Raw genomic sequence first — 20,116 nt, forward strand, 5'->3', positions numbered from 1 at the left:
GGCGCGGAATTACGGCCCGCTATAGCTGCTAGAGCCTGTCGTCGCCTGAACGGATTGGGGTCGCTGGCGTTTTCCTCTCTCTGATGCAGGAGGGGTGATGCTGAGCGACGCGCAATGGTCTGAACTGGAGCCCCTGGTCGAGGCCTGCCGGCCCAAGGCCAAGACGCCCCCGCAGGATCTGCAGCGTACGCTCTCGGCGATCCTCTGGCGGCATCAGAACGGGGCCAAACGGCGGGCCATTCCGGAGGAGTTGGGTCCGTGGTGGCGGGCAGCGCAGATCTTCATCCGCTGGTCCCGTGCCGGCGTCTGGGAGCGGCTGCTCGGCCTCGTGCAGGACCGGGGCGTCCAACTCGGAATGGTGTTCCTCGACGGTACGAACATACGCGCGCACCAGAAGGCAGCCGGTGCCGCTCAAAGGGGGGATCTGGGGCCGAGCGAGACGCTCGTGAAGCTCTTGGCCGCTCGCGTGGCGGCTATGGCACCAAGGCGTGCGTGATCGCCGACGGGCAGGGCCGCGCCATCGCCTTCCAGCTGGCACCGGGGCAGGCCCATGAACTGCCCCATGCGGTTCCGCTCCTCGATCAGCTGCCCGGCGTGCCCAAGTGGGTCGTCGGGGACCGCGGCTACACCAGTCACGCCTTCCGCGAGCACATCTGGGACATGGGTGCGCGGCCCGCGATCCCGCCCCAACGTCACGAAGCGCCCGTCGCATGCCCGGACTGGATCTACAACAACCGCAATCAGGTCGAACGCCTCTGGGCCAGGCTCAAGGAATGGCGTGCCATCGCCACCCGATACGAGAAGACCGCCATCAGTTTCATGAACGTCCTCTGCCTCGCCGCCGCCATCGATTGGCTCAAGCGATGACACACCCTAGTCGACGGTGAGTTCCGGCCAGAACCACGGCGACCGTGACGATAAGGGCGGCACCGATCCGCGCGCGGCGCTCGCGATCAAGGGCGCGCGCTTCGACCGGGAACTCCCGGCCCGCCACCAGGCCGGCGGGGAGCGCGTAGGGGCAGGGAGTCAGGACGCCGGGTCTGCAGTCGACCTCACCATCAGTGCGCCCGGAACCATCATCCCCACGATGGTTTGCGGTTAGTCCGTCACGATCGCCGAGGAGGCCACGAGCGGGTGTCGTACCGGTGCCGGCAATTTTCCGCGGATACTCGGTCCCGACTCGGTGTATCGCTCGCAGCGTCGTAGAACGCCCCCGGCGTCGTCAGAGAGGCAAGCCCTTGCGAAGCGGGTCCCGGTTGTCCGAACGCTGGTTCAATCTCCTTCTCTGGGTCGTCGCCCTGGCCTTCGGCGGGTTCCTCATCGGCCTGGGCTCCCTCGTCGTCGGGGATCTGCCGCAGGTCGAGCAGCGCTACACGGTGGAGCAGTTCCTCGACGCGGACCGGTCGAAGACGGCTGCCGACGCCCTCAGGCAGACCCGCCGGGCGCAGACCGACAATCGGCGGCAGGCAGACCAGACCCAGCTCGCCCTCGATGCGGCTCGTTCGGCCTCCGAGGCGGCGCGCGAAACCTTCGCGAACTGGCTGAAGACCCGCGATGCTACGCAGCGCGTCGATCAGGATCCCGGTCTGATCGCGCGCACCGAGCGCCTCGATGCCCTCAAGGCCGCCGAACGGGCCGTCGAGGAACGGTTGGAGGCGCTCGCCAAGGCGGCGCTCGACCTCTCCGAACGCGAGGAGGCGCAGGCGAGCCTCGACGCCGACCTGCGTGCCCAGGCGCAGGCGGCCCGCGACGCCGCCGAGCGCGGCCAGGAACTCCGGGTCTTCGGGTATCGCCTCGCGCTGACCTTGCCACTGCTCATACTGGCCGGCTGGCTGCTGCTGAAGCGGCGGCGGACGCGCAACTGGCCCTTCATCTGGGGTTTTGCCTTCGCGGCGGCCTTCGCGTTCTTCGTGGAACTGGTCCCCTACCTGCCGAGCTATGGCGGCTACGTGCAGTACGGCGTGGGCGCGATCGTCACGCTGATCTTCGGCCGGGCGGCGATCAACGCGCTTCATACCTACACCGAGCGCCAGAAGGCGGCCGAGCTTCGGCCGCACGAGGAGCGGCGAACCGAGATCGCAACCGACCAAGCGCTCCAGCGGCTGGCGAAGAAGGCCTGTCCGGGCTGTGAGCGGCCGATCGACCTCGCCAATCCAGCGGCGAACTTCTGCCCGCATTGCGGCATCGGCATTTTCGAGCACTGCCCGGCCTGCGACCAGCGCAAGAGCACCTTCGAGCGGTTCTGCTACGCCTGCGGCAAGGCCGGACCGGCCGTCGCGGCCTCCTGACGGGCCGAGGACGCCGTCTCAGGCGAGGACGGCGGCGGCGCCGGTCATGTCCCCGGTGCGGGGGCGTTCGCGCGGTGCCGACGGGTCGCCGGGATGGCGATCGCTGCTGCGACGGCCGAGGCCGTCCCGGGCCGCCTAACGCGACAGATATTCGTTGGGAATATAGGCCTGCTGCGCACGTTTCGCGGTGGCCGGGGTCCGCGTGGGGTGATCGTGGATGTGGGCGGCGAACATGCGGTCGATCCACTGCGCGTTCTTGAAAATGCGCTTGGACCGCAGGAGATTGAAGGGCGCGATCTTGCGGAGCGGGTGCCGCTCGTTGAACTCGGCGACGGCCAGCAATTCCCCATTCCAGGGGTTCGCGCCGTCCATGGCGACATCGTCGAGGTACACGGGCAGGCGGGGCAGGTACTGCTCCGGGCGGCCGTCGAGAACCTTCAGCGTTTTCGTTGCCGACGAGTAGTAATCCACATCGACCGACACGAACCCGATGGGCGCCTCCGCGGTCACGTCCCCGAGAAAGGTCGGGATCGTCTCGGCCACGTCCCCGATGATCAGCCTGCACCGGCCCGGCAGGGACCGGCGCAGAGCCTCGAAATCCATCGGATAATCTCCCTCCTGGAAGTATTCCGGCAGGTCCCGGTAATCGATCGCCGGCGGCATCCCGGTGCCCGTGTCGAATCCGACGACATCGATCCCGATGCCGGTCGCGGCTTCCGTCCGCGCCGCGCAGTCGCAGAGGTTCAGGAGGCCCGCCCCGGTCGCGACACCGAATTCGAGGACCTGGATCCGCTTCAGCCCGAGCGCCCTGGCCTCGTCGGCCGCGAAGAGAACCGGGAACGCATATTGCTGGCGGACCATCAGATCGAAGGCGACCTTGGACCTGTAGCTGCCGAACAGAGCGACGCCGATCGACATGAGGTTGAGGTGCGCGGGCTCGGTGAGCCGCTCGACGAAGATCTTCCGATATTTCTGGTCCGAAAAAGCCCGCCGCAGGGCGTAAGAACTCAGCATCTCGCAGCCTCGAACAAGCTTTCACTCACACGCTTTCCAAGGCCTTATAGCGGACTTCCTCATGAGGCGGTGCAGCCCAAAATCTTATACCGCACCAAACTCGACAAGTCGGTTAAGGCTGCTCGGCGGAGAGACGCCACGTCGTCTGGACTCTGTGGAAAATGCGAACTCTTCTTTGCCGAGACGATCCTGGACGCCCAGACTGGTTCCCACGTCGTCCGCGCAGCCGCCTGCGGTTTCGGCGATGCGTTGCGCGTGGCGTTGGCGAGCAATTTCTCAACACGTCTTCTCAACACTTCGGATTTTGAGTGAGGTGCGCAGTCATCGCGCTGTCTCACGCACCCCGGAGGAGGGCGAATGTCGGCGGAGCAGATCTGGGAACGCTATGGGGAGAAGGATCCCTACTACGGGGTGCTGACCCTCGACCGCTATCGACTGGGCAACATCGCCGAGAACCGCGAGGCCTTCTTCGCTTCGGGCGAAACACAGGTGGCGGAGACCTTGGCGCGCGTCGAGGCCGCGATCGGCCCCGTCCGGCGTGGGCACGCCCTCGACTTCGGCGCCGGGGTCGGCCGCCTGTCCTTGCCGCTCGCCGACCGCTTCGAGCGGGTCTCCTCGGTGGATGTCTCCCGCAGCATGCTGGCCGAGCTCGGTCGCAATGCGGCCGGCCGAAGCCATGTCACCACCTATGGCAGCCTCGACGGCGTCGCCCCGACCCTCGATTTCGCGCTCAGCCTGATCGTGCTCCAGCACGTCCCGGTGGACCGGGGCCATGCGGCGATCCGCGGGATCTGGGACCGGCTGGCACCCGGCGGCGTCCTGGCCCTCGAGGTCCCGATCGCGAGCCGGCACTCGCGTGCCTGGCACCTTGTGCGGGCCGTGCGCGACCGGGTTCCGTTAGCGCCGGCGCTTCAGAGCCTGTGGAACGGCCTCCGCGGGCGCCCGCGCCACGACGGCGCGATGCAGATGAACCTCTACGCCCTCAACCGCATCGTCGGCGACCTGATGGATTGCGGCGCGGACGCCGTCACGAGCCTGGCCTCCGCGCCCGATCCGGCCTTCACCGGCGTGCTGATCGTCGCGCGCAAGCGCTGACCGGCGCGGGCACCGGCGTTTCCGCGCGCGAACCGGCCGCCACGGATCGGTCGATTGCCGTCGAGCGCCCCGTCCCGCGCGCCGCCTCCGCGCGATGGATCGGTTCGTGCATCGCGAACGTTCCCCGTTGTGCGTCACAGCATGAGGATGCCGCGATGTCGTTGTTACTGGAAGCCGCCGACGATCTGGAGGCGATGGCGAAGGCGGCGCGGGAGGCCATCGACACACGCCTGCGCTGCCTCGGGGGTGAGGATGTCGGGAGCTTCTGGTCGGCGGTGGCGAAGCTCTACGCCCGGGGCCTGCCGGAGATCGCGGCCGTCGCGCCAGCGGGGCTCGCGGGGATCACGCCGCGTCGAGACCATACTCTGCCAGGAGCGCCGCCCGCCGGCCTCGCAGCGCCAGCGCCTTGATGGCGTGGTTGCGGCTCGTCGTGAGGATCGCGGTCGCGGTCTCGGGCTGAGCGCCCCGCATGGTGTCGGCCAGCGCGGCGAGCTCCGACGCGGCCGCTTCCTCTGCCGCGATGCCCGCCTTCAGGGTGTCGAGCACGGCCTGCACCATGGGAATGACCTGCGGGTACCGAACCTCTTCTCTCATCCCAGGTCCCTTTCTGCCTGCGCCCCGTCGCGCGCTCGGGGGTGATCGGGCGCGCCTTCGACCGCGCATCGTGTGCGACAGGGTAGCGTCCTGGGCTCAGGGGGCAAGCGGGGGAAGGCGGGTAAGGGTGCCGCGGCTGGGGAATGGGGTGCGCGGCCCGGCGGAAAGCGGTGCGTTTCGGCCTTACCGCAACCGGACCGCCGCGATGATCTCCGGCCTCGACCCATGGACCGCCACGAAGTTCGGCGGCCCCTGGAAGTTCTCGTCGCGCGCATCGTAGCTCTTGAAGGCGACGCCGCGCGGCATGACCGGACCGAGCACGAAGCCGTGGCCGGTCAGGACGCGCCAGAAGTCCAGGAGCAGGAACTTCGCGTAGATGTTGATCATGCCGTACTCGAACTGGATCACGGCGATCCGCCCCTCCGCCAGCATGCGGGAGAACCCATCCAGGACGAGGTGCTCGGCCCCCTCGACGTCGACCTTGAGGAAGTCGATCCGGGCGATGGATCGTTCCGCGCAGTAATCGTCGCCACGGACGACCGTGACGCTCTGCCGGGTCCAGCTCCCCTTGTTGATGGCGGTGCCTTCGATCAGCGAACTCAGGCCGTCCTTGCGCGGGTTGACGTTGATCTCCACCGTGCCGGGCTGGTCGGACAGGCCGAACGGGTTCGCCACCACCCGGTCGGAGCGGACGTTGGCGACGAACCGGGCATAGGTCTCGGGCACCAGTTCGAACGCATGAAGCTCCGCGTCCTTGAACCGGGACAGGCAGGCCTTGGCGTATTCGCCCTTGTTCGCGCCGACATCGAAGAGGACCTTCGTCTCGAAACGAGCGAGCTTGTCGAGGAGCTTGTACTCCCCGTTGCTCTTCATGTCGTAGTTGAGATTGTTGTAGCTTTTCGTATAGGCGTTCGCCGTGTGGTACAGGGCCGTCGAGAGCGGGCCGAGATTTTGCGAGATCAGGCGGTTCACGCTTCGTACGGCACGATCCAGGAGGCTCATTCGTCGGATCTCCGAACAGATCGTGGGCGGGGGCGGCACGGCGCGCCGGAGCGACCTTATGGGTCCGGTCCTGCCAGGTCACGGCCCTTTCGCGGACGCGGCACGGGTTCGCCGGGACCGGCGCGCCAGGGCGGCGGCCATGCCCATCGGTCGCGGCCGCAACCCAAGATCGACCCTGCACTCGCTTGAGAAGAAACGTCGACCGGACCGGGTGGAGACCGTAACGGGCCGGCACTCACAAGCGAAAATGAAGTCCTGCCGCAGTTCTGCCGCAATTGTTGGCGGCTTCAGGGTCCCTCTGAATTTCGGATAAACTTTGAAACGGTTCCGCCAGAACCGCGTTACGGACAGATCCATCACTCACATCGGACATGCTCATGGCGGAACAAGCCCTGGCCGCGGCGGCTAACATCACGTCCGAAGAGAGTCGGCCGCGACGCGATTACCTGACCCCCGTCGTTCTGGGAGGCCTCGCCGTAATGGAACTCGGCTGGGTCGGGCTGCTGGGCTGGGGCGCCCTCTGGCTGCTCGGCGCTTAGCCTCGGGCGCCGACCGTCGCCTCGTCCGGCCACAGGGGTGCGCGGGCTGCCATCTCCAGAACCAGCGCGAAGCACGCAAGATGAATCGTGACGTAGGCGAACATGGCGTCTTGCGCTTCCTCTCCGCGCACGGACGGCACGGCTGAGACCTATGCTGCAACGACCGGGAGAAATGCGCAATGCACGTTGCGGACCTGCCGGTGCGAAAGTGCAGGCTGTGCTTTCAGGACCACCGTAACGCTCATTTGATGCTGTGTTGCCGGCCCGGCGCAGCGTGATCCAAACACATCAGCGTGATCCGGTGTCGGCAGCACTCGGATTAGACGCCGGCAGGCCCCCGAGGGGGTGGTCGGCGTGAGGCTGTTACTGACAAAACCTGTCCTCCCCGGCCTCGTCCTCTCAAGATCTGGCGTCCGCCCGGTATGGCCCCGGGCCTGGGCGTGCCGCCGGCCTCAGTGCCGCGTGCCGTCCGTGGGCTCGGGCACGGGCTCGATCGCGAGGGCCTCGGCCAGGGGGAACTCCAGTACGATCTCCCCGGTCTCGTCTTCCACGAACAGCACCGCGCGCAGGAGTTGCGGATCGCTGTCCGCGCCCTGGAGGAGCTGACGGGCCAGGATCTGGGCCGCCGTCCAGGCTGCATCCGGGCTGGCCAGGTCCCGTCCGTCCGGGTCCACCACCACGTCGTCCCCGATATGCGTATGGAAGAAGTAGCGTGGCATCGAAACCGGCTCCCGTTCGGCGTGCCTCGCGCGTGACCGGCGCGAAAGACCCGATCGAAAGATAGGGTCGCGCACGGGTGCACGGCAGGGGAGGGGGCTGGCCCCTAGCGCTTCTTGCCCAGCTCGGCCGCGATGTCCTTGGTCATCCGGCCGACCTTGCGGTGGGCGGCGGCGAGCTGGTCCTGGGTGACGCCCCAGCGCTTCATCCAGAACTCCACCGCCTTGCGTTCGGAGAGGTCGAGGCGGTCCTTGTCGATGAAGCCGCGTTTGTCCTTGAGACCAGCCATGAGCATTCCCGTCCGCGCGACCGCCGGGCGGCGCGGAATCGATATGGGGTGCGGGTCCGGCCCGGGCGAGTCTGCGGCGCGCGGCATCGCGCGCCGCGCTTCGGCTCAGCGGGTGGGTGCACCCGTGCCCTTGCCGGCGGCGCCCGGCGACGCGCCCGATCCGGCATCGTTGGCGCCGGTGCTGTTGGACGTGCCGGACCGGCTCTTGTCGCCCGTCGAGGGGCCGCTGCCGGCCGCGCCCGGAGACGAGCCGGCGCCGGCATCGTTCGGGCCGGTGCTGTTCATGGTCCCGGACTTGGTGGTGCCGGAGCCGCCCTCGGCCGCGAGCGCGGCCGATCCCACGGCGAGGGTTCCGGCAAGAGCCAGGGGAAGGGCGAAGGGAAGGGCGAGTGCGAGGGCCTTCATGGCGTTTCTCCCGAATGTTTGGCGTGAAGCACGCCTCGGGTAACGTCACGCTGGCCGGGAATGTTCGGGACGCCGCGCGGGTGAGACCGGTCGCCGGGGTTCGACCAGGTCCATCGCTGTGGTCCTTCGGTATGGACAAGTCCGGAGCTGCGCCAGTTCCTGTCCTCGCTGCAGGACCAGGGCGCGCGCGTCGTTTCAGGCCGCCTGGGCCGGCTCGATGTCCTCGCGCGAGGGCTCGTAGGCGCACCAGTGGCAGTAGCCCTTGTCGGCGACCTTCGGCGCGTTGCGCTGCGAGCAGCGGGGGCAAACCACCACCGACAGCGTCTGGCCGTGCAGGCGGGCGAAGCCGCGCCCCCGGAAGGTGACGGCCACCGACTCTCCGGCGTGGGAATCAGGGCTGGCGGACATCGGGGCTCCTCGGACGGCAGTGGACCTGGACCAACGGCCAACCTTGGCATCGGTTCAGGACCGTCCCCAGGCGAAGGCTGCCCCGGGGCCGAAAAGCAAGGGGCCGGAGGCGTCGCCTCCGGCCCCCGGCCGTCGCGTGATGGGGGGCGCCTTACTCGGCGGCGATCTGCCGGGGCCGGACCGCCTCGACCCGGGCGGCGCAGAACTTGAACTCCGGGATCTTGCCCATGGGATCGAGGGCCGGGTTGGTCAGGAGGTTGGCCGCGGCCTCAGCGTAGCAGAACGGCATGAAGATCATGCCCACGGGCACGTCGCGGTCGGACCGGACCTTGAGCTCCACCGCGCCGCGGCGGGTCTCCAGGCGCATGGTGTCGCCGGGCTCCAGGCCGAGCCGGTAGAGCTCCCGCGGCGCCATGAAGGCCACTGCCTCCGGCTCCAGGGCGTCGAGGACGCCCGAGCGCCGGGTCATCGAGCCGGTGTGCCAGTGCTCCAGCACGCGGCCCGTGGAGAGCACCATCGGGAACTCGGTGTCGGGCACCTCGTCCGGCGGGACGATGTGGGCCGGGACGATCTTGGCGCGCCCGCTCGCCGTCGGGAAACCGGCATAGAAAATGATTTCGTTGCCGGGTTGGTCGGGACCGTCGACCGGGTAGGTCACGGCGCCCTCGCGCTCCAGCCGCTCCCAGGTGATGTTCTTCAGGGACGGCATCACCTGCGCCATCTCGGTGAAGATGTCGGCCGGGCCGGTATAGGTCCAGTCGAGGCCGAGGCGACGGGCGAGCTCCTGCAGGATCCACCAATCCTGCCGGGCATCGCCCGGCGGCGGCACGACCGGCTTGGCGATCTGCACGCGCCGGTCGGTGTTGGTGAAGCTGCCCGCCTTCTCGGCGAAGGCGGAGGCCGGCAGCACCACGTCGGCGTGGAAGGCGGTCTCGGTGAGGAACAGGTCCTGCACCACGAGGTGGTCGAGCATCGCCAGGGCGTGCCGGGCGTGGTTGAGGTCGGGGTCCGACATCGCGGGGTTCTCGCCCTCGACGAACATGCCCTTGATCTCGCCCGCATGGATGGCGCGCATGATCTCGACCACGGTCAGGCCGTTCTTCGGATCGAGGGACTGACCCCAGAACGTCTCGAACAGGTCGCGGACGGTCTCGTTCTCCACCGACTGGTAGTCCGGATAGACCATCGGGATCAGGCCGGCATCGGAGGCGCCCTGGACGTTGTTCTGGCCGCGCAGGGGGTGCAGGCCGGTGCCGGGGCGGCCGATCTGTCCCGTGGTGAGGGCGAGCGCGATCAGGCAGCGCGAGTTGTCGGTGCCGTGGACGTGCTGGCTGACGCCCATGCCCCAGAAGATGATCGAGGCCCGGGAGCGGGCGTAGAGGCGGGCGACCTCGCGCAGGGTCTCCGCGTCGATGCCGCAGACGGGGGCCATCTTCTCCGGCGTGAACTCGACGATGCGCTCCTTGAGCGCCTCGAAGTTCTCGGTGTACCCGGCGATGTACTGCTCGTCGTAGAGCTTCTCCGTCACGATGACGTTGAGCATCGCGTTGAGCATCGCCACGTCGGAGCCCGGCTTGAAGGCCAGGTGCTTGTAGGCGTGCCGGGACAGGACCTGCCGGCGCGGATCCATGATGATCAGCTTGGCACCGCGCTCCTTGACCGCGTTCTTGATGAAGGTCGCGGCCACGGGGTGGTTCACCGTCGGGTTGGCGCCGATGATGACGATGACCTCGGCGTCGAGGGCCGCCGAGAACGGGGCCGAGACGGCGCCGGAATTCAGGCCTTCCATCAGGGCCGCCACCGAGGAGGCGTGGCAGAGCCGGGTGCAGTGATCGACGTTGTTCGAACCGAAGCCGAGGCGCACCAGCTTCTGGAAGAGGTAGGCCTCCTCGTTCGAGCCCTTGGCCGAGCCGAAGCCCGCCAGCGCCTTGCGGCCGACGGTGTCGCGGATCCGCTTGAGGCCGCCGGCGGCGCGCTCCAGCGCCTCCTCCCAGGTCGCTTCGCGGAAGTGGGTCCAGGGGTTGGCCGGATCGACCTGGTCGTTGGCGTCCTTGCCCACGTTGTCGAGGCGGATCAGGGGCTTGGTCAGCCGGTGGGGGTGGTGGACGTAGTCGAAGCCGAAGCGGCCCTTCACGCAGAGGCGGTTCTGGTTCGCCGGCCCGTCACGCCCCTCGGCGTAGACGATCTTGTCGTCTTTGACCTTGTAGGAGACCTGGCAGCCCACGCCGCAATAGGGGCAGAGGGAATCCACCTCGCGATCGGGATAGACGGTGCGGGTCTGGCTGTCGTCGAGGTAGGCCGAGGGCATCAGCGCGCCGGTGGGGCAGGCCTGGACGCACTCGCCGCAGCCGACGCAGGTCGACTGGCCCATCGGGTCGTCGAAGTCGAACACCACTTTGGCCCCCGCCGAGCGGTAGGCCATGCCGATGACGTCGTTGACCTGGACCTCGCGGCAGGCACGGACGCAGAGATTGCACTGGATGCAGGCATCGAGGTTCACCCGCATGGCCGGGTGGCTCCAGTCGCCCTCCCAGCGCTGGGCGGCCGGGAAGCGGCTCTCGGTGACCTCCACGTGGTCGGCCTGGGCCCAGAAATGCGAGGTCGGGTCGTGCGAGATCTCCCGGGCCGGCTGGTCGGCGACGAGGAGCTCCATGACCATGGCACGGGCCTTGGTCGCCCGCTCCGAGGCGGACTTCACCTTCATGCCGACGCCCGGCACGCGCTTGCACGAGGCGGCGAGGACGCGCTCGCCCTCGATCTCGACCATGCAGGCGCGGCAATTGCCGTCCGGCCGGTAGCCCGGGGCGGGCTTGTGGCAGAGGTGCGGGATGTGCGTGCCGAGGCGCTGGGCGACGGCCCAGATCGTCTCGCCCGGGGCGGCCTCGACCTGCTGCCCGTCGAACTCGAAGATCACGCCCGGAATGCCGGCCGGCATCTCCTTGAGGCCGAAGGTGCCGCTCGGGGCCGGACCCGCCTGGCCGCCCGACTGGGTGCCCTCGGAATAGGTGCTCCCGGCGCCCGGGTTGGCGCCGTCCGCCTTGCCGCCCGCATCCTGGGGGCCGGTGGGGGTGGTGGCGTGGGCTCCGCTGAGACCACCGTTCTGTGTGCCGCTGCTCATGGTTCCGCTCCAGTCATGGTGCAGGAAAATCGGGCTTCGGGCCGCTGCCGCGAGGGGGCAGCCGCGCCGTCGGATCGGGGACGGATCGCTATTCGGCCGCGATCCGCTGCGGCGACGGGAACAGGTCCGGGAAGTACTTGATCACGGTGGTGAGCGGGTTCGACGCCGCCTGGCCCAGGCCGCAGATCGAGGCATCGCGCATGCACTGCGAGAGTTCGCCGAGGAGATCGGTGTCCCACACGTCGTTCTCCATCATCACGCGCGCCTTCTGCGTGCCGGAGCGGCAGGGGGTGCATTGCCCGCAGGATTCGTCCTCGAAGAACCGCATCAGGTTCAGGGCCGCGCCGCGCACGTCGTCCTGGTCCGACAGGACGATGACGGCGGCCGAGCCGATGAAGCAGCCGTATTTCTCGAGGGTGCCGAAATCGAGGGGGATGTCGTCCATGCTGGCCGGCAGGATGCCCCCCGAGGCGCCGCCCGGCAGGTAGGCCGCGAAGCTGTGTCCTTCGCTGATCCCTCCGCAATACTCCTCGATCAGCTCGCGAATGGTGAGGCCCGCGGGGGCGAGCTTGACGCCCGGCTCCTTGACGCGGCCCGAGACCGAGTAGGAACGCAGTCCGACCCGGCCGTTGCGGCCGTGGCTCTTCCACCACTCCGCGCCCTTCTCGATCAGGTCCCTGACCCAGTAGAGGGTCTCGACGTTGTTGATGAGCGTCGGGCGGTTGAACAGGCCGACCTGGAACGGGAAGGGCGGCTTGTGTCGCGGCAGCCCGCGCTTGCCCTCCAGGGACTCGATCAGCGAGGATTCCTCACCGCAGATATAGGCGCCCGCGCCCCGGCGCAGGTGGATGCGCGGGCCGCCGGCCGGGAGCTTCGCGATCTCGCGGGCCAGGATCTCGCGGGAGATCGGGTACTCGTCGCGCAGGTAGATGTAGACGTCGGCGGCCTCCACCACGTGGGCGCCGATCAGCATGCCCTCCAAGAAGCGGTGCGGATCGGTGTTGAGGTAGAGCTGGTCCTTGAAGGTGCCGGGCTCGCCCTCGTCGCCGTTCACCGCCATGAGGCGGGGGCCGGGCTCGCCGCGCACCGAGCGCCACTTGCGCCCGGTGGGGAAGCCGGCGCCGCCGAGGCCGCGCAGGCCGCCGTCGTCGAGGACCTGCAGGATCGCATCGATGCCGAGTTCGCCCGAGCGCAGCCGGTCGAGGACGGCGTAGCCGCCCCCCGCCCGGTAGGCGTCGTAGTCGGGATAGGCCGGCAGGTGGGCGTGGGTGTCACCGGCCTCGACGGCGGCCCTGACGCTGGCGACGTCGGCCTTGTGCAGGAAGTTGTGGCCGACCTCGACCGCCGGGGCATGGTCGCAGAGGCCGACGCAGGGCGCGCGCACCACGCGCACCCCGCTGCCGAGGGTCTCGCGCAGGACCTCCAGCAGGGGCTCGGCGCCGAACATCGCGCAGGTGAGGCTGTCGCAGACGCGCACGGTGAGCGACGGCAGATCGGCGTCGCCATCCTTGAGCACGTCGAAATGCGCATAGAACGTCGCCGTCTCGAACACCTCGGCGAAGGCGAGGCCCATCTCGTCGGCCAGCGCTGCCAGGTGGGCGGCGCTGATCTGCCCGTAGGTGTCCTGGACGAGGTGCAGGTGCTCGATCAGCAGGTCGCGCTGCCGCGACCGATCGCCGAGCAGGCGCTCGATCTCCACCTTGGCCACGGGTTCGACCTGCCGTCCCTTGGGGACGGGCCGGGCCCGGTTGCGTCCCTTGCCAGGGTGCTCGAAGCGGCGAACCTCGCCGATGTCATGCGCGCTCATGCGTTCATCCTACCCCTTTGGTATTCAAAATACCAGATTCTGCGCCGTGTTCTTATAGGCCTCCCCATAGCAGCACATGAGAAAAATTCGGAAGTGAATTTGGTCGCGCGTCACTGGCCGCCGAATGCGCGCAGCGGCCGTCCGGCCTCCGAACGCTGGACGAAGGACGGTGGCGCTCCCGCCGGCAGCGCAGCGATGCGTGGTCCGACCACGGCGTTGATCTTCAGTTCGAAGGCGTCCAGGGCTTCGTTGACCCGCGCCACGGCGGCGCCATCGAGGGAGTCCGCCTGCGGACGGTCGAGGCCGGCCCCGCGCAGGGCCGCCCGCACCGCGTCCAGCAACTCCGGCGTCAGCGGCGGAGCCGCCTCGTCGGCGTAGCCCCGGGCGACGATCTCGGCCCAATCGGCTGTGGAAGAGGTGTGGGATTCGGTCATCGCTGCGGCTCCAAGTCGCGAGTGTCGGAGCATCAACGCGCGGCGCGGCCATTCCGCCGCGCGACGCATCGGTCGAAGCGAGGACAGGCTGTCACGCCCGGTCGGTAATGCGGATCGACAGGTCGGGCAGGCCGGCGATCTGCCCGAGCAGCACGTCGCCCGGCACCACCGGCCCGACATTCTCCGGCGTGCCCGCGTAGATCAGGTCGCCGGCCTTCAGCTCGAAGGCCTCGGACAGGTTGGCGATCTGCTCGGCCACCGACCAGATCATCTGCGACAGGTCCGCGTCCTGGCGGACCGTTCCGTTGACGCTCAGCCGGATCGCGCCCCGCTCCGGGTGGCCGATGGCCGAGACCGGATGCAGCGGCCCGATCGGGGCCGCGTGGTCGAAGCTCTTGCCGATCTCCCAGGGCTTCTTCTGGTCGCCCATGCCGCGCTGCAGGTCGCGCCGCGTCATGTCGAGGCCGACCGCGTAGGCGTAGACATGGTCGAGGGCGGCCTCCTTCGGAATGTTGCGACCGCCCGACTTGAGGGCGGCGACCAGTTCGAGCTCGTGGTGGTAGTTCCGGGTCAGGGACGGATAGGGATGGTCGGCCACATGGCCGACGGGCACGACCTGGATCGCGTCCGTGGGCTTCTGGAAGAAGAACGGCGGCTCCCGCGTCGGGTCCGACCCCATCTCGCGGGCATGGGCGGCGTAGTTGCGCCCGATGCAGTAGATCCGCCGCACCGGAAAGACCTCCGCGCTGCCGACGATGGGAATCGTGACCTGGGGCAGGGCGAACAGCGTCCGCGGCGCGGCGCTGCCCGAAGCCGTTCCGGCTTCCTCGGCCGTCGCCCGGCCGGACATGAGGGCACTGCCGGCGGCGGCCGCTGCGGCGAACTTGAGGGCGTTGCGTCTGTTCGTGCTCATGTCTCTGGTCCGTCCTGTCCCTGGTCCGTCCTAATGGTCCGTGGTCGCGCCGGATTCGGCTGATGTGAACGCATCGCCAAGCCCCTTCGTCCCCCGATGCGGTGACCGACTTTGCGGGATCGTGCAACGCGCCTTGACACCCCGCCTGCAGCCATGCTTGATAATTCATATATATGAATAGAGGACCGCATGTCTCTCCTGGACGAGGCTGATCCCCGGCTGTCGCGCTACCAGCAGCTACGCGATGTGATCGTCGCCCGGATCGTCGCCGGTGCCTGGCGGGCCGGCGACGCGATCCCGACCGAGGCGGAGCTGTCACGGGAGGCCGGGGTCGCCGTCGGCACCGTGCGCAAGGCCATCGACCTCCTCGTGGCCGAGGGTATCCTGGACCGGATCCAGGGGCGCGGCACCTTCGTGCGGCGCCCGTCCCTCGACCGCTCGCTGTTCCGCTTCTTCCGCCTCACGGATGGCGACGGGCGCCAGGCGGTGCCCCAGGCCCGCATCCTCTCGCGCGGCCGCGCGCCGTGCCCGGCCGAGGCGGCGGAGGCCCTCGGCCTGACGACGGGGACAGCGGCCCTGCGCCTGGAACGCCTGCGCCTCGACGGGGCGACGCCCCTCCTGGCCGAGGAGATCTGGCTGGCGCCGGACCGGTTCGCACCCCTGGAGGAGCTCGCCGCCGACGCCTTCGGAGACCTGCTCTATCCGCTCTACGAGCGCCTGTGCGGCGAGGTCGTGGCCATGGCCGACGAGACCCTGACGGCCTCCAGCGCCACGCCGGCGCTGGCCGCACGCCTTGGCCTCCCGGCCGGTGCGCCCGTCATGGTGATCGAGCGCATCGCCCGGGGCTACGACCGGCATCCCATCGAGTGGCGGCGCTCGCACGGCGCCGCCGAACGCTTCCGCTACCGCGTCGAGATCCGCTGACGCCCGACCATCGTCCCGGCAACCCGCCTCGAAGAGCGGAGCGCATGAGGAAACGCCACCATGTTGGACTGGTATCGCTCCGGCACGCCGACGGAGCGCAAGACGTTCTGGGCCTGCTTCGGCGGCTGGGCCCTCGATGCCCTGGACGTCCAGCTCTTCTCGCTGGTCGTGCCCACCCTGCTCGGCCTCTGGCAGATCAGCAAGGCGGAGGCCGGGCTGATCACCAGCGTCACCCTGGTGGCCTCGGCGCTGGGTGGCTGGATCGGCGGGGCGATCTCGGACCGCATCGGCCGGGTCCGGGCGCTCCAGGCGATGATCCTGTGGTTCGCCGTCGCCACCGGCCTCTCGGCCCTGGCGCAGGACTACACCCAGCTCCTCGTGCTCAAGGCCCTGCAGGGCCTCGGCTTCGGCGGCGAATGGGCGGCCGGCGTCGCCCTGATGAGCGAGGCGATCCGGCCGCAGCATCGCGGCAAGGCGCTCGCCAGCGTGCAGAGTGCCTGGGCGGTGGGCTGGGGCGCCTCGGTCGGCGTGTTCACCCTCGCCTCGACCCTGCTCCCACCGGACCTTGCCTGGCGCGCGGTCTTCGCGGTCGGCCTCGCCCCTGCGCTCCTGGTGGTCTGGGTGCGCCGGAACGTGCCCGAGCCCGGAATCGCGCCGGCGGCCCCGGTGCGCGGGGCCGGTCCGCGCCCCTCCGTGCTGGCCACCGCCCTGTCGATCTTCGCCCCGGCGCACCTGCGCGTCACCCTGGTGGGGCTCCTCCTCGGCACCGGCGCCCATGGCGGCTACTACGCGGTGACGAGCTGGCTGCCGACCTACCTGCGCACCGAACGGGGGCTCTCCGTCCTCGGCACCGGGGGCTACCTTGCGGTCATCATCGTGGCGTTCTTCTGCGGCTGCCTGGCGGCCGCGGCGCTGCTCGACCGGATCGGACGGCGCCTGACCGTCGGGCTCTTCGCCGCCGCCTGCGTCGTGGTGGTGCTGGCCTACGTGTTCCTGCCCTTCGGCGACACCGCGACCCTGCTCCTCGGCTTTCCCCTTGGCTTCTGCGCCGCCGGGATCCCCGCCTCCCTGGGGGCGCTGTTCTCCGAGCTCTATCCCGGCGGCCTCCGGGGGACCGGGGTGGGCTTCTGCTACAATGCCGGCCGAATCGTCTCGGCGGGCTTCCCCGTCCTCGTCGGCCATCTCAGCGAGCGCATGAGCCTCGGCGCCGCCATCGGGATCGATGCCGCCGTCGGCTACGGCCTCGTGGTGCTGGCGGTGCTGATGCTGCCCGAGACCCGCGCCAAGGACCTCGGCGAGGCCGCCGCCCCGCGTACCCGCGCGCCGGTTCCCGCCCCGGGCCGCCGGCTGGGGAGGACGAATGCATGACCCTGACGCGACGCCTCTTTCAGACGGGAGCCTTGTCCATGGTGGGCGCATCGGTGCTGGCGCGGCGCGGTGGCGCGCAGGACGGGCCCGAGACCCTGCGCGCGGTCGACACCCACGCCCATGTCTTCCGGCGCGACTGGCCCCTGGCCGATGCCCGCCGCTACGCACCCGGCTACGACGCCACCCCCGAGGACTACCTCGCGGTGCTGGACGCGCACGGCATCGCCCAGGCGGTCCTGGTCCAGCCGAGCTTCTACGGAGACGACAACCGCTGCCTGCTCGACGCCCTGGCCCGGGCGCCGCAGCGCCTGCGCGGGATCGCGGTGGTCCGCCCCGAGGTTTCGCACGAGACCCTGCGGGCCTTCGCCGCCCAGGGCGTGGTCGGCATCCGCCTGAACCTGATCGGCGTCGCGGATCCGGATTTCGCGGCGCCGTCCTGGCGGCGGCTCCTGCGGAACGTCGCCGATCTCGGCTGGCAGGTCGAGGTCCAGGCCGAGGCCCGGCGCTGGCCGAGCCTGCTGCCGCCTCTCCTCGACAGCGGCGTGCGGGTGGTGGCCGACCATTTCGGCAAGCCCGATCCCGCCCTCGGCATCGACGATCCGGGCTTCCGGCACCTCCTCTCGGCGGGGCGGACCGGCCGGGTCTGGGTCAAGCTGTCGGGGGCCTACCGCAACGGGCCCGGCGAGACCGGCGCGGGGATCGCCCGGGCGGCGGTGCCCCTGCTGAAGGACACCCTCGGCCTGGAGCGCCTGCTCTGGGGCAGCGACTGGCCGCACACCCAGTTCGAGGGGGTCGCCCGCTACGACCGGGTCCGGGCGCAGCTCGACGGCTGGCTGCCCGAGCCGGCCGAGCGCCGCATCGTCCTGCTGGAGACGCCGCGCGCCCTGTTCGGGCTGCCGGCCGGGCGGGTCCCCACGTGACGGGCGCGGACCGGTCAGGGCGCCGGCGGGGCGACGACCGCGTCGGCCTGCCCGCTCGTCGCGAGAGCCCTGGCCACGAAGCCCGAGGCCTTCTGAGCCTCGATGAAGGCGCGCAGGGCCGCGGCGACGCCCGGGCGCTCCTTCGGGCTCGCCACGGCCTGCTCGATCACCATGAAGCGGCCCGGCAGGATGCGCAGGCCGGAATGGCCGCGCACGTAGCTTTCCAGCGGCTGGCGCACCGAGGCCAGGACCTCGGGCCGGTCGCGCAGGAACAGGGTCAGGGCCGCCGCGGAGGTCGGCGCATAGACCCGCTCGGCCGCCTTGAGGTGGCGCCCGAGATAGAGGTCGTAGGCCGTGTTCCGGCCGACCGCGATGCGGATGCCCGGCCGGTCGACCTCGGCATTGTCGGTGAGGGGCGAGTCGTCCCGTACGAGGTAGGCGCCCTCGATGACGACGTAGGGCGGGCTGAACGCGATGGTCCGACCGCGTTCCGGGTCGATCGCCAGGAAGGCGACGTCCCAGCTTCGCGTCCCCCCGAGGGCCGCCACGACGGCGCCGGCCGTGTCGAAGGTCTCGAACGCCACCGGCAGGCCGAGCTGACGGCCGAGTTCGCGGGCGAGCTCCGCCGAGACCCCGGCCGGCTGGCCATCGGCGCCCCGCTGCGCCAGCACCGGGTTCCCGTAATTGATCGCCGCCCGCAGCGTCCCGGTGGGGGCGATCTCGGCGCGCAGGGTGGAGGTCGGTTCGAGGGCCATGGCAGCGTCCTTCAGGGGCGGCAGGAACGGGGTCAGCGCGATCAGGCCGAGCCGGACGAGGATCCCCCGGCGCCACCCGCGCCGGACCCGAAACGCCGTCGTCCCGCTCTCGTCCATCCGGCCCTCGCAGCGGGGCGCCGGGCCGGCGCGTCCGCCCCGGCCTCCCGATCCCCGATTGTCCCGGAGCCACCACGATGAACGCTACCTCCGCGCTGCCCGACACCGCGCCCGACGAGGCGGTGGTCATGCGCAAGGTCGGGCTCCGGCTCGTGCCGTTCCTGATCCTCTGCTACTTCATCGCCTATATCGACCGGGTCAATGCCGGCTTCGCCGCATTGACCATGAACAAGGATGTCGGCCTGAGCCAGGCCATGTTCGGCATCGGCGGCGGGCTGTTCTTCCTGGCCTACGTTCTGTTCGAGGTGCCGAGCAACATCGCCATGGAGCGCTTCGGCGCGCGGGTCTGGATCGCCCGCATCATGGTGACCTGGGGCCTCGTCGGCGCGGCGATGGCCTTCGTCACCGGTCCCTGGACGTTCTATCTCGGCCGCTTCCTCCTCGGGGCGGCGGAGGCGGGGTTCTTCCCGGGCGTCATCCTCTACCTGACCTACTGGTTCCCGAAGGCCTACCGCGCCCGGATCGTCGCGACCTTCATGGTGGCGATCCCCCTCTCGAGCTTCCTCGGCTCGCCCCTCTCCGCCGCCCTGCTGCAGATGGACGGCCTCGCGGGCCTGCGGGGCTGGCAGTGGCTGTTCGTCATGGAGGCGATCCCCGCCGTCCTCCTCGGTCTCGCCGCCCTGGCGCTGCTGCCGAGCCGCCCGGCCGAGGCCGCCTGGCTCACGCCCCGGGAGCGGGCCTGGCTCACCGACCGCCTCGCCGCCGACCGCGGCGCGGAGAGCCCGGTGGCCGACCACCTGCCCCTGTGGAAGGTGCTCTCGAACAAGTACGTCTGGGCCCTGGCGCTGATCTATTCCGGCAGCTCGGCCACCAGCAACGCGCTGTCCCTGTGGATGCCGCAGATCCTCAAGTCCTTCGGTCTGTCGAACCTGGAGACGGGCTTCCTCAACATGATCCCGTTCGGCATCGCCTCGGTGTTCATGATCCTGTGGGGCCTGCGGGCCGACCGGTCGGGGGAGCGGGTCTGGAGCACGGCGCTGCCGCTCGCCGTCACCGCCGCCTGCCTGCTCGCCACCGCGCTCACGAGTTCGCTGCCGGTGACGCTGGTTCTGCTCAGCCTCGTCCTGATGGGCAACTACGCCATCAAGGGGCCGTTCTGGGCGCTGGCCACCGAGTGGCTCTCGCCGGGCACCGCCGGGGCCGGGATCGCGGCGATCAACACCCTGTCGCATCTCGGCACCGGCAGCGCCACCTGGCTCCTCGGCGTCATCAAGGACGCGACCGGCAGCTTCCCCCTGGCGTTGCTGCCGCTGGTGGCCCTCACGGCCTCGGGCAGCGTCATGGTCGTCGCCCTCGGGCGCGCGGCCCGCAGGCGGGTCAGCCTGCGGGAAGCGGCAGCGGTGTCGTAG

At 69.9% G+C, this 20,116-nt stretch carries 20 protein-coding genes; 8 read left to right on the plus strand and 12 right to left on the minus strand.

Annotated elements, in window-relative coordinates; translation table 11 throughout:
• Positions 1 to 97 precede the first annotated feature (97 nt).
• Both AC1MGR_RS05280 and AC1MGR_RS05285 read left to right on the plus strand, forming a co-directional pair.
• Positions 98 to 867 (plus strand): IS5 family transposase gene (locus AC1MGR_RS05280; RefSeq protein ID WP_480233037.1). Its coding sequence is split into 2 segments (ribosomal slippage): positions 98 to 413 and positions 413 to 867, totalling 771 coding nucleotides; the frame shifts between segments, so codons are not numbered across the junction.
• Between the two features lie 371 nt (positions 868 to 1,238).
• Positions 1,239 to 2,288: a serine endopeptidase gene (locus AC1MGR_RS05285; RefSeq protein WP_480233889.1), complete on the plus strand. Its 1,050-nt coding sequence runs from the start codon at positions 1,239 to 1,241 to the stop codon at positions 2,286 to 2,288.
• Between the two features lie 135 nt (positions 2,289 to 2,423).
• On the opposite strand, the gene AC1MGR_RS05290 is transcribed toward AC1MGR_RS05285, so the two are convergent.
• Positions 2,424 to 3,302 (minus strand): hypothetical protein, encoded by an 879-nt coding sequence (locus AC1MGR_RS05290; RefSeq protein WP_480233890.1) that lies wholly within the window; start codon positions 3,300 to 3,302, stop codon positions 2,424 to 2,426.
• Between the two features lie 357 nt (positions 3,303 to 3,659).
• On the opposite strand from AC1MGR_RS05290, the gene AC1MGR_RS05295 reads away from it, so the two are divergent.
• On the plus strand, positions 3,660 to 4,397 hold the full coding sequence (locus tag AC1MGR_RS05295) for a class I SAM-dependent methyltransferase (protein ID WP_480233891.1): 738 nt from the start codon (positions 3,660 to 3,662) through the stop codon (positions 4,395 to 4,397).
• A gap of 342 nt (positions 4,398 to 4,739) precedes the next feature.
• Here AC1MGR_RS05295 and AC1MGR_RS05300 read toward each other — a convergent pair whose 3' ends face one another.
• Together AC1MGR_RS05300 and AC1MGR_RS05305 are read right to left on the minus strand one after the other, a co-directional pair.
• Positions 4,740 to 4,991 (minus strand): hypothetical protein, encoded by a 252-nt coding sequence (locus tag AC1MGR_RS05300; protein WP_146180450.1) that lies wholly within the window; start codon positions 4,989 to 4,991, stop codon positions 4,740 to 4,742.
• A 183-nt stretch (positions 4,992 to 5,174) separates the two neighbouring features.
• Entirely contained in the window at positions 5,175 to 5,993 is an 819-nt protein-coding gene (locus AC1MGR_RS05305; RefSeq protein ID WP_480233892.1) for an FkbM family methyltransferase, read from the minus strand.
• Positions 5,994 to 6,370: 377 nt separating this feature from the next.
• On the opposite strand from AC1MGR_RS05305, the gene AC1MGR_RS05310 reads away from it, so the two are divergent.
• Positions 6,371 to 6,532, plus strand: coding sequence for a hypothetical protein (locus tag AC1MGR_RS05310; protein WP_480233893.1), 162 nt, complete (start codon positions 6,371 to 6,373; stop codon positions 6,530 to 6,532).
• 452 nt (positions 6,533 to 6,984) lie between these two features.
• Here the strand turns inward: AC1MGR_RS05310 and AC1MGR_RS05315 are convergent, their stop codons facing one another.
• The 8 genes from AC1MGR_RS05315 to AC1MGR_RS05350 all read right to left on the minus strand — a co-directional run bounded on the left by AC1MGR_RS05315 (position 6,985) and on the right by AC1MGR_RS05350 (position 14,623).
• Complete coding sequence (locus tag AC1MGR_RS05315; RefSeq protein WP_108035201.1) at positions 6,985 to 7,251, minus strand: DUF6894 family protein; 267 nt, start codon at positions 7,249 to 7,251, stop codon at positions 6,985 to 6,987.
• Positions 7,252 to 7,355: 104 nt separating this feature from the next.
• Positions 7,356 to 7,538 carry a DUF3606 domain-containing protein gene (locus tag AC1MGR_RS05320; protein ID WP_055957170.1) on the minus strand — a complete coding sequence of 61 codons (183 nt, stop codon included), beginning with the start codon at positions 7,536 to 7,538 and terminating at the stop codon, positions 7,356 to 7,358.
• Between the two features lie 105 nt (positions 7,539 to 7,643).
• On the minus strand, positions 7,644 to 7,943 hold the full coding sequence (locus AC1MGR_RS05325) for a hypothetical protein (protein WP_480233894.1): 300 nt from the start codon (positions 7,941 to 7,943) through the stop codon (positions 7,644 to 7,646).
• Positions 7,944 to 8,138: 195 nt separating this feature from the next.
• Positions 8,139 to 8,351 carry a hypothetical protein gene (locus tag AC1MGR_RS05330; RefSeq protein ID WP_480233895.1) on the minus strand — a complete coding sequence of 71 codons (213 nt, stop codon included), beginning with the start codon at positions 8,349 to 8,351 and terminating at the stop codon, positions 8,139 to 8,141.
• A gap of 151 nt (positions 8,352 to 8,502) precedes the next feature.
• A complete protein-coding gene (gene fdhF, locus AC1MGR_RS05335) occupies positions 8,503 to 11,469 on the minus strand; it encodes a formate dehydrogenase subunit alpha (RefSeq protein WP_480233896.1) in 2,967 nt (988 codons plus the stop codon).
• An 88-nt stretch (positions 11,470 to 11,557) separates the two neighbouring features.
• Positions 11,558 to 13,276 carry an NAD(P)H-dependent oxidoreductase subunit E gene (locus AC1MGR_RS05340; RefSeq protein WP_480233897.1) on the minus strand — a complete coding sequence of 573 codons (1,719 nt, stop codon included), beginning with the start codon at positions 13,274 to 13,276 and terminating at the stop codon, positions 11,558 to 11,560.
• Between the two features lie 110 nt (positions 13,277 to 13,386).
• The gene (locus AC1MGR_RS05345) at positions 13,387 to 13,710 is read right to left on the minus strand and encodes a hypothetical protein (protein ID WP_480233898.1); all 324 of its coding nucleotides are present in this window, start codon (positions 13,708 to 13,710) and stop codon (positions 13,387 to 13,389) included.
• 91 nt (positions 13,711 to 13,801) lie between these two features.
• A complete protein-coding gene (locus AC1MGR_RS05350; protein ID WP_480233899.1) occupies positions 13,802 to 14,623 on the minus strand; it encodes a fumarylacetoacetate hydrolase family protein in 822 nt (273 codons plus the stop codon).
• 189 nt (positions 14,624 to 14,812) lie between these two features.
• Here AC1MGR_RS05350 and AC1MGR_RS05355 point away from each other — a divergent pair, with 189 nt between their 5' ends.
• The 3 genes from AC1MGR_RS05355 to AC1MGR_RS05365 are packed head-to-tail and all read left to right on the plus strand — an operon-like array spanning position 14,813 to position 17,835.
• Positions 14,813 to 15,547, plus strand: coding sequence for a GntR family transcriptional regulator (locus AC1MGR_RS05355; RefSeq protein WP_480233900.1), 735 nt, complete (start codon positions 14,813 to 14,815; stop codon positions 15,545 to 15,547).
• A 60-nt stretch (positions 15,548 to 15,607) separates the two neighbouring features.
• On the plus strand, positions 15,608 to 16,915 hold the full coding sequence (locus AC1MGR_RS05360) for an MFS transporter (protein WP_480233901.1): 1,308 nt from the start codon (positions 15,608 to 15,610) through the stop codon (positions 16,913 to 16,915).
• Positions 16,912 to 17,835 carry an amidohydrolase family protein gene (locus AC1MGR_RS05365; protein ID WP_480233902.1) on the plus strand — a complete coding sequence of 308 codons (924 nt, stop codon included), beginning with the start codon at positions 16,912 to 16,914 and terminating at the stop codon, positions 17,833 to 17,835. The genes AC1MGR_RS05360 and AC1MGR_RS05365 overlap by 4 nt, the downstream gene beginning before the upstream one ends.
• 14 nt (positions 17,836 to 17,849) lie before the next feature.
• Here AC1MGR_RS05365 and AC1MGR_RS05370 read toward each other — a convergent pair whose 3' ends face one another.
• Complete coding sequence (locus tag AC1MGR_RS05370; RefSeq protein WP_480233903.1) at positions 17,850 to 18,707, minus strand: ABC transporter substrate-binding protein; 858 nt, start codon at positions 18,705 to 18,707, stop codon at positions 17,850 to 17,852.
• Positions 18,708 to 18,784: 77 nt separating this feature from the next.
• On the opposite strand from AC1MGR_RS05370, the gene AC1MGR_RS05375 reads away from it, so the two are divergent.
• Positions 18,785 to 20,116, plus strand: coding sequence for an MFS transporter (locus tag AC1MGR_RS05375; protein WP_480233904.1), 1,332 nt, complete (start codon positions 18,785 to 18,787; stop codon positions 20,114 to 20,116).

It is taken from the genome of Methylobacterium sp. BI1 (assembly GCF_056680125.1).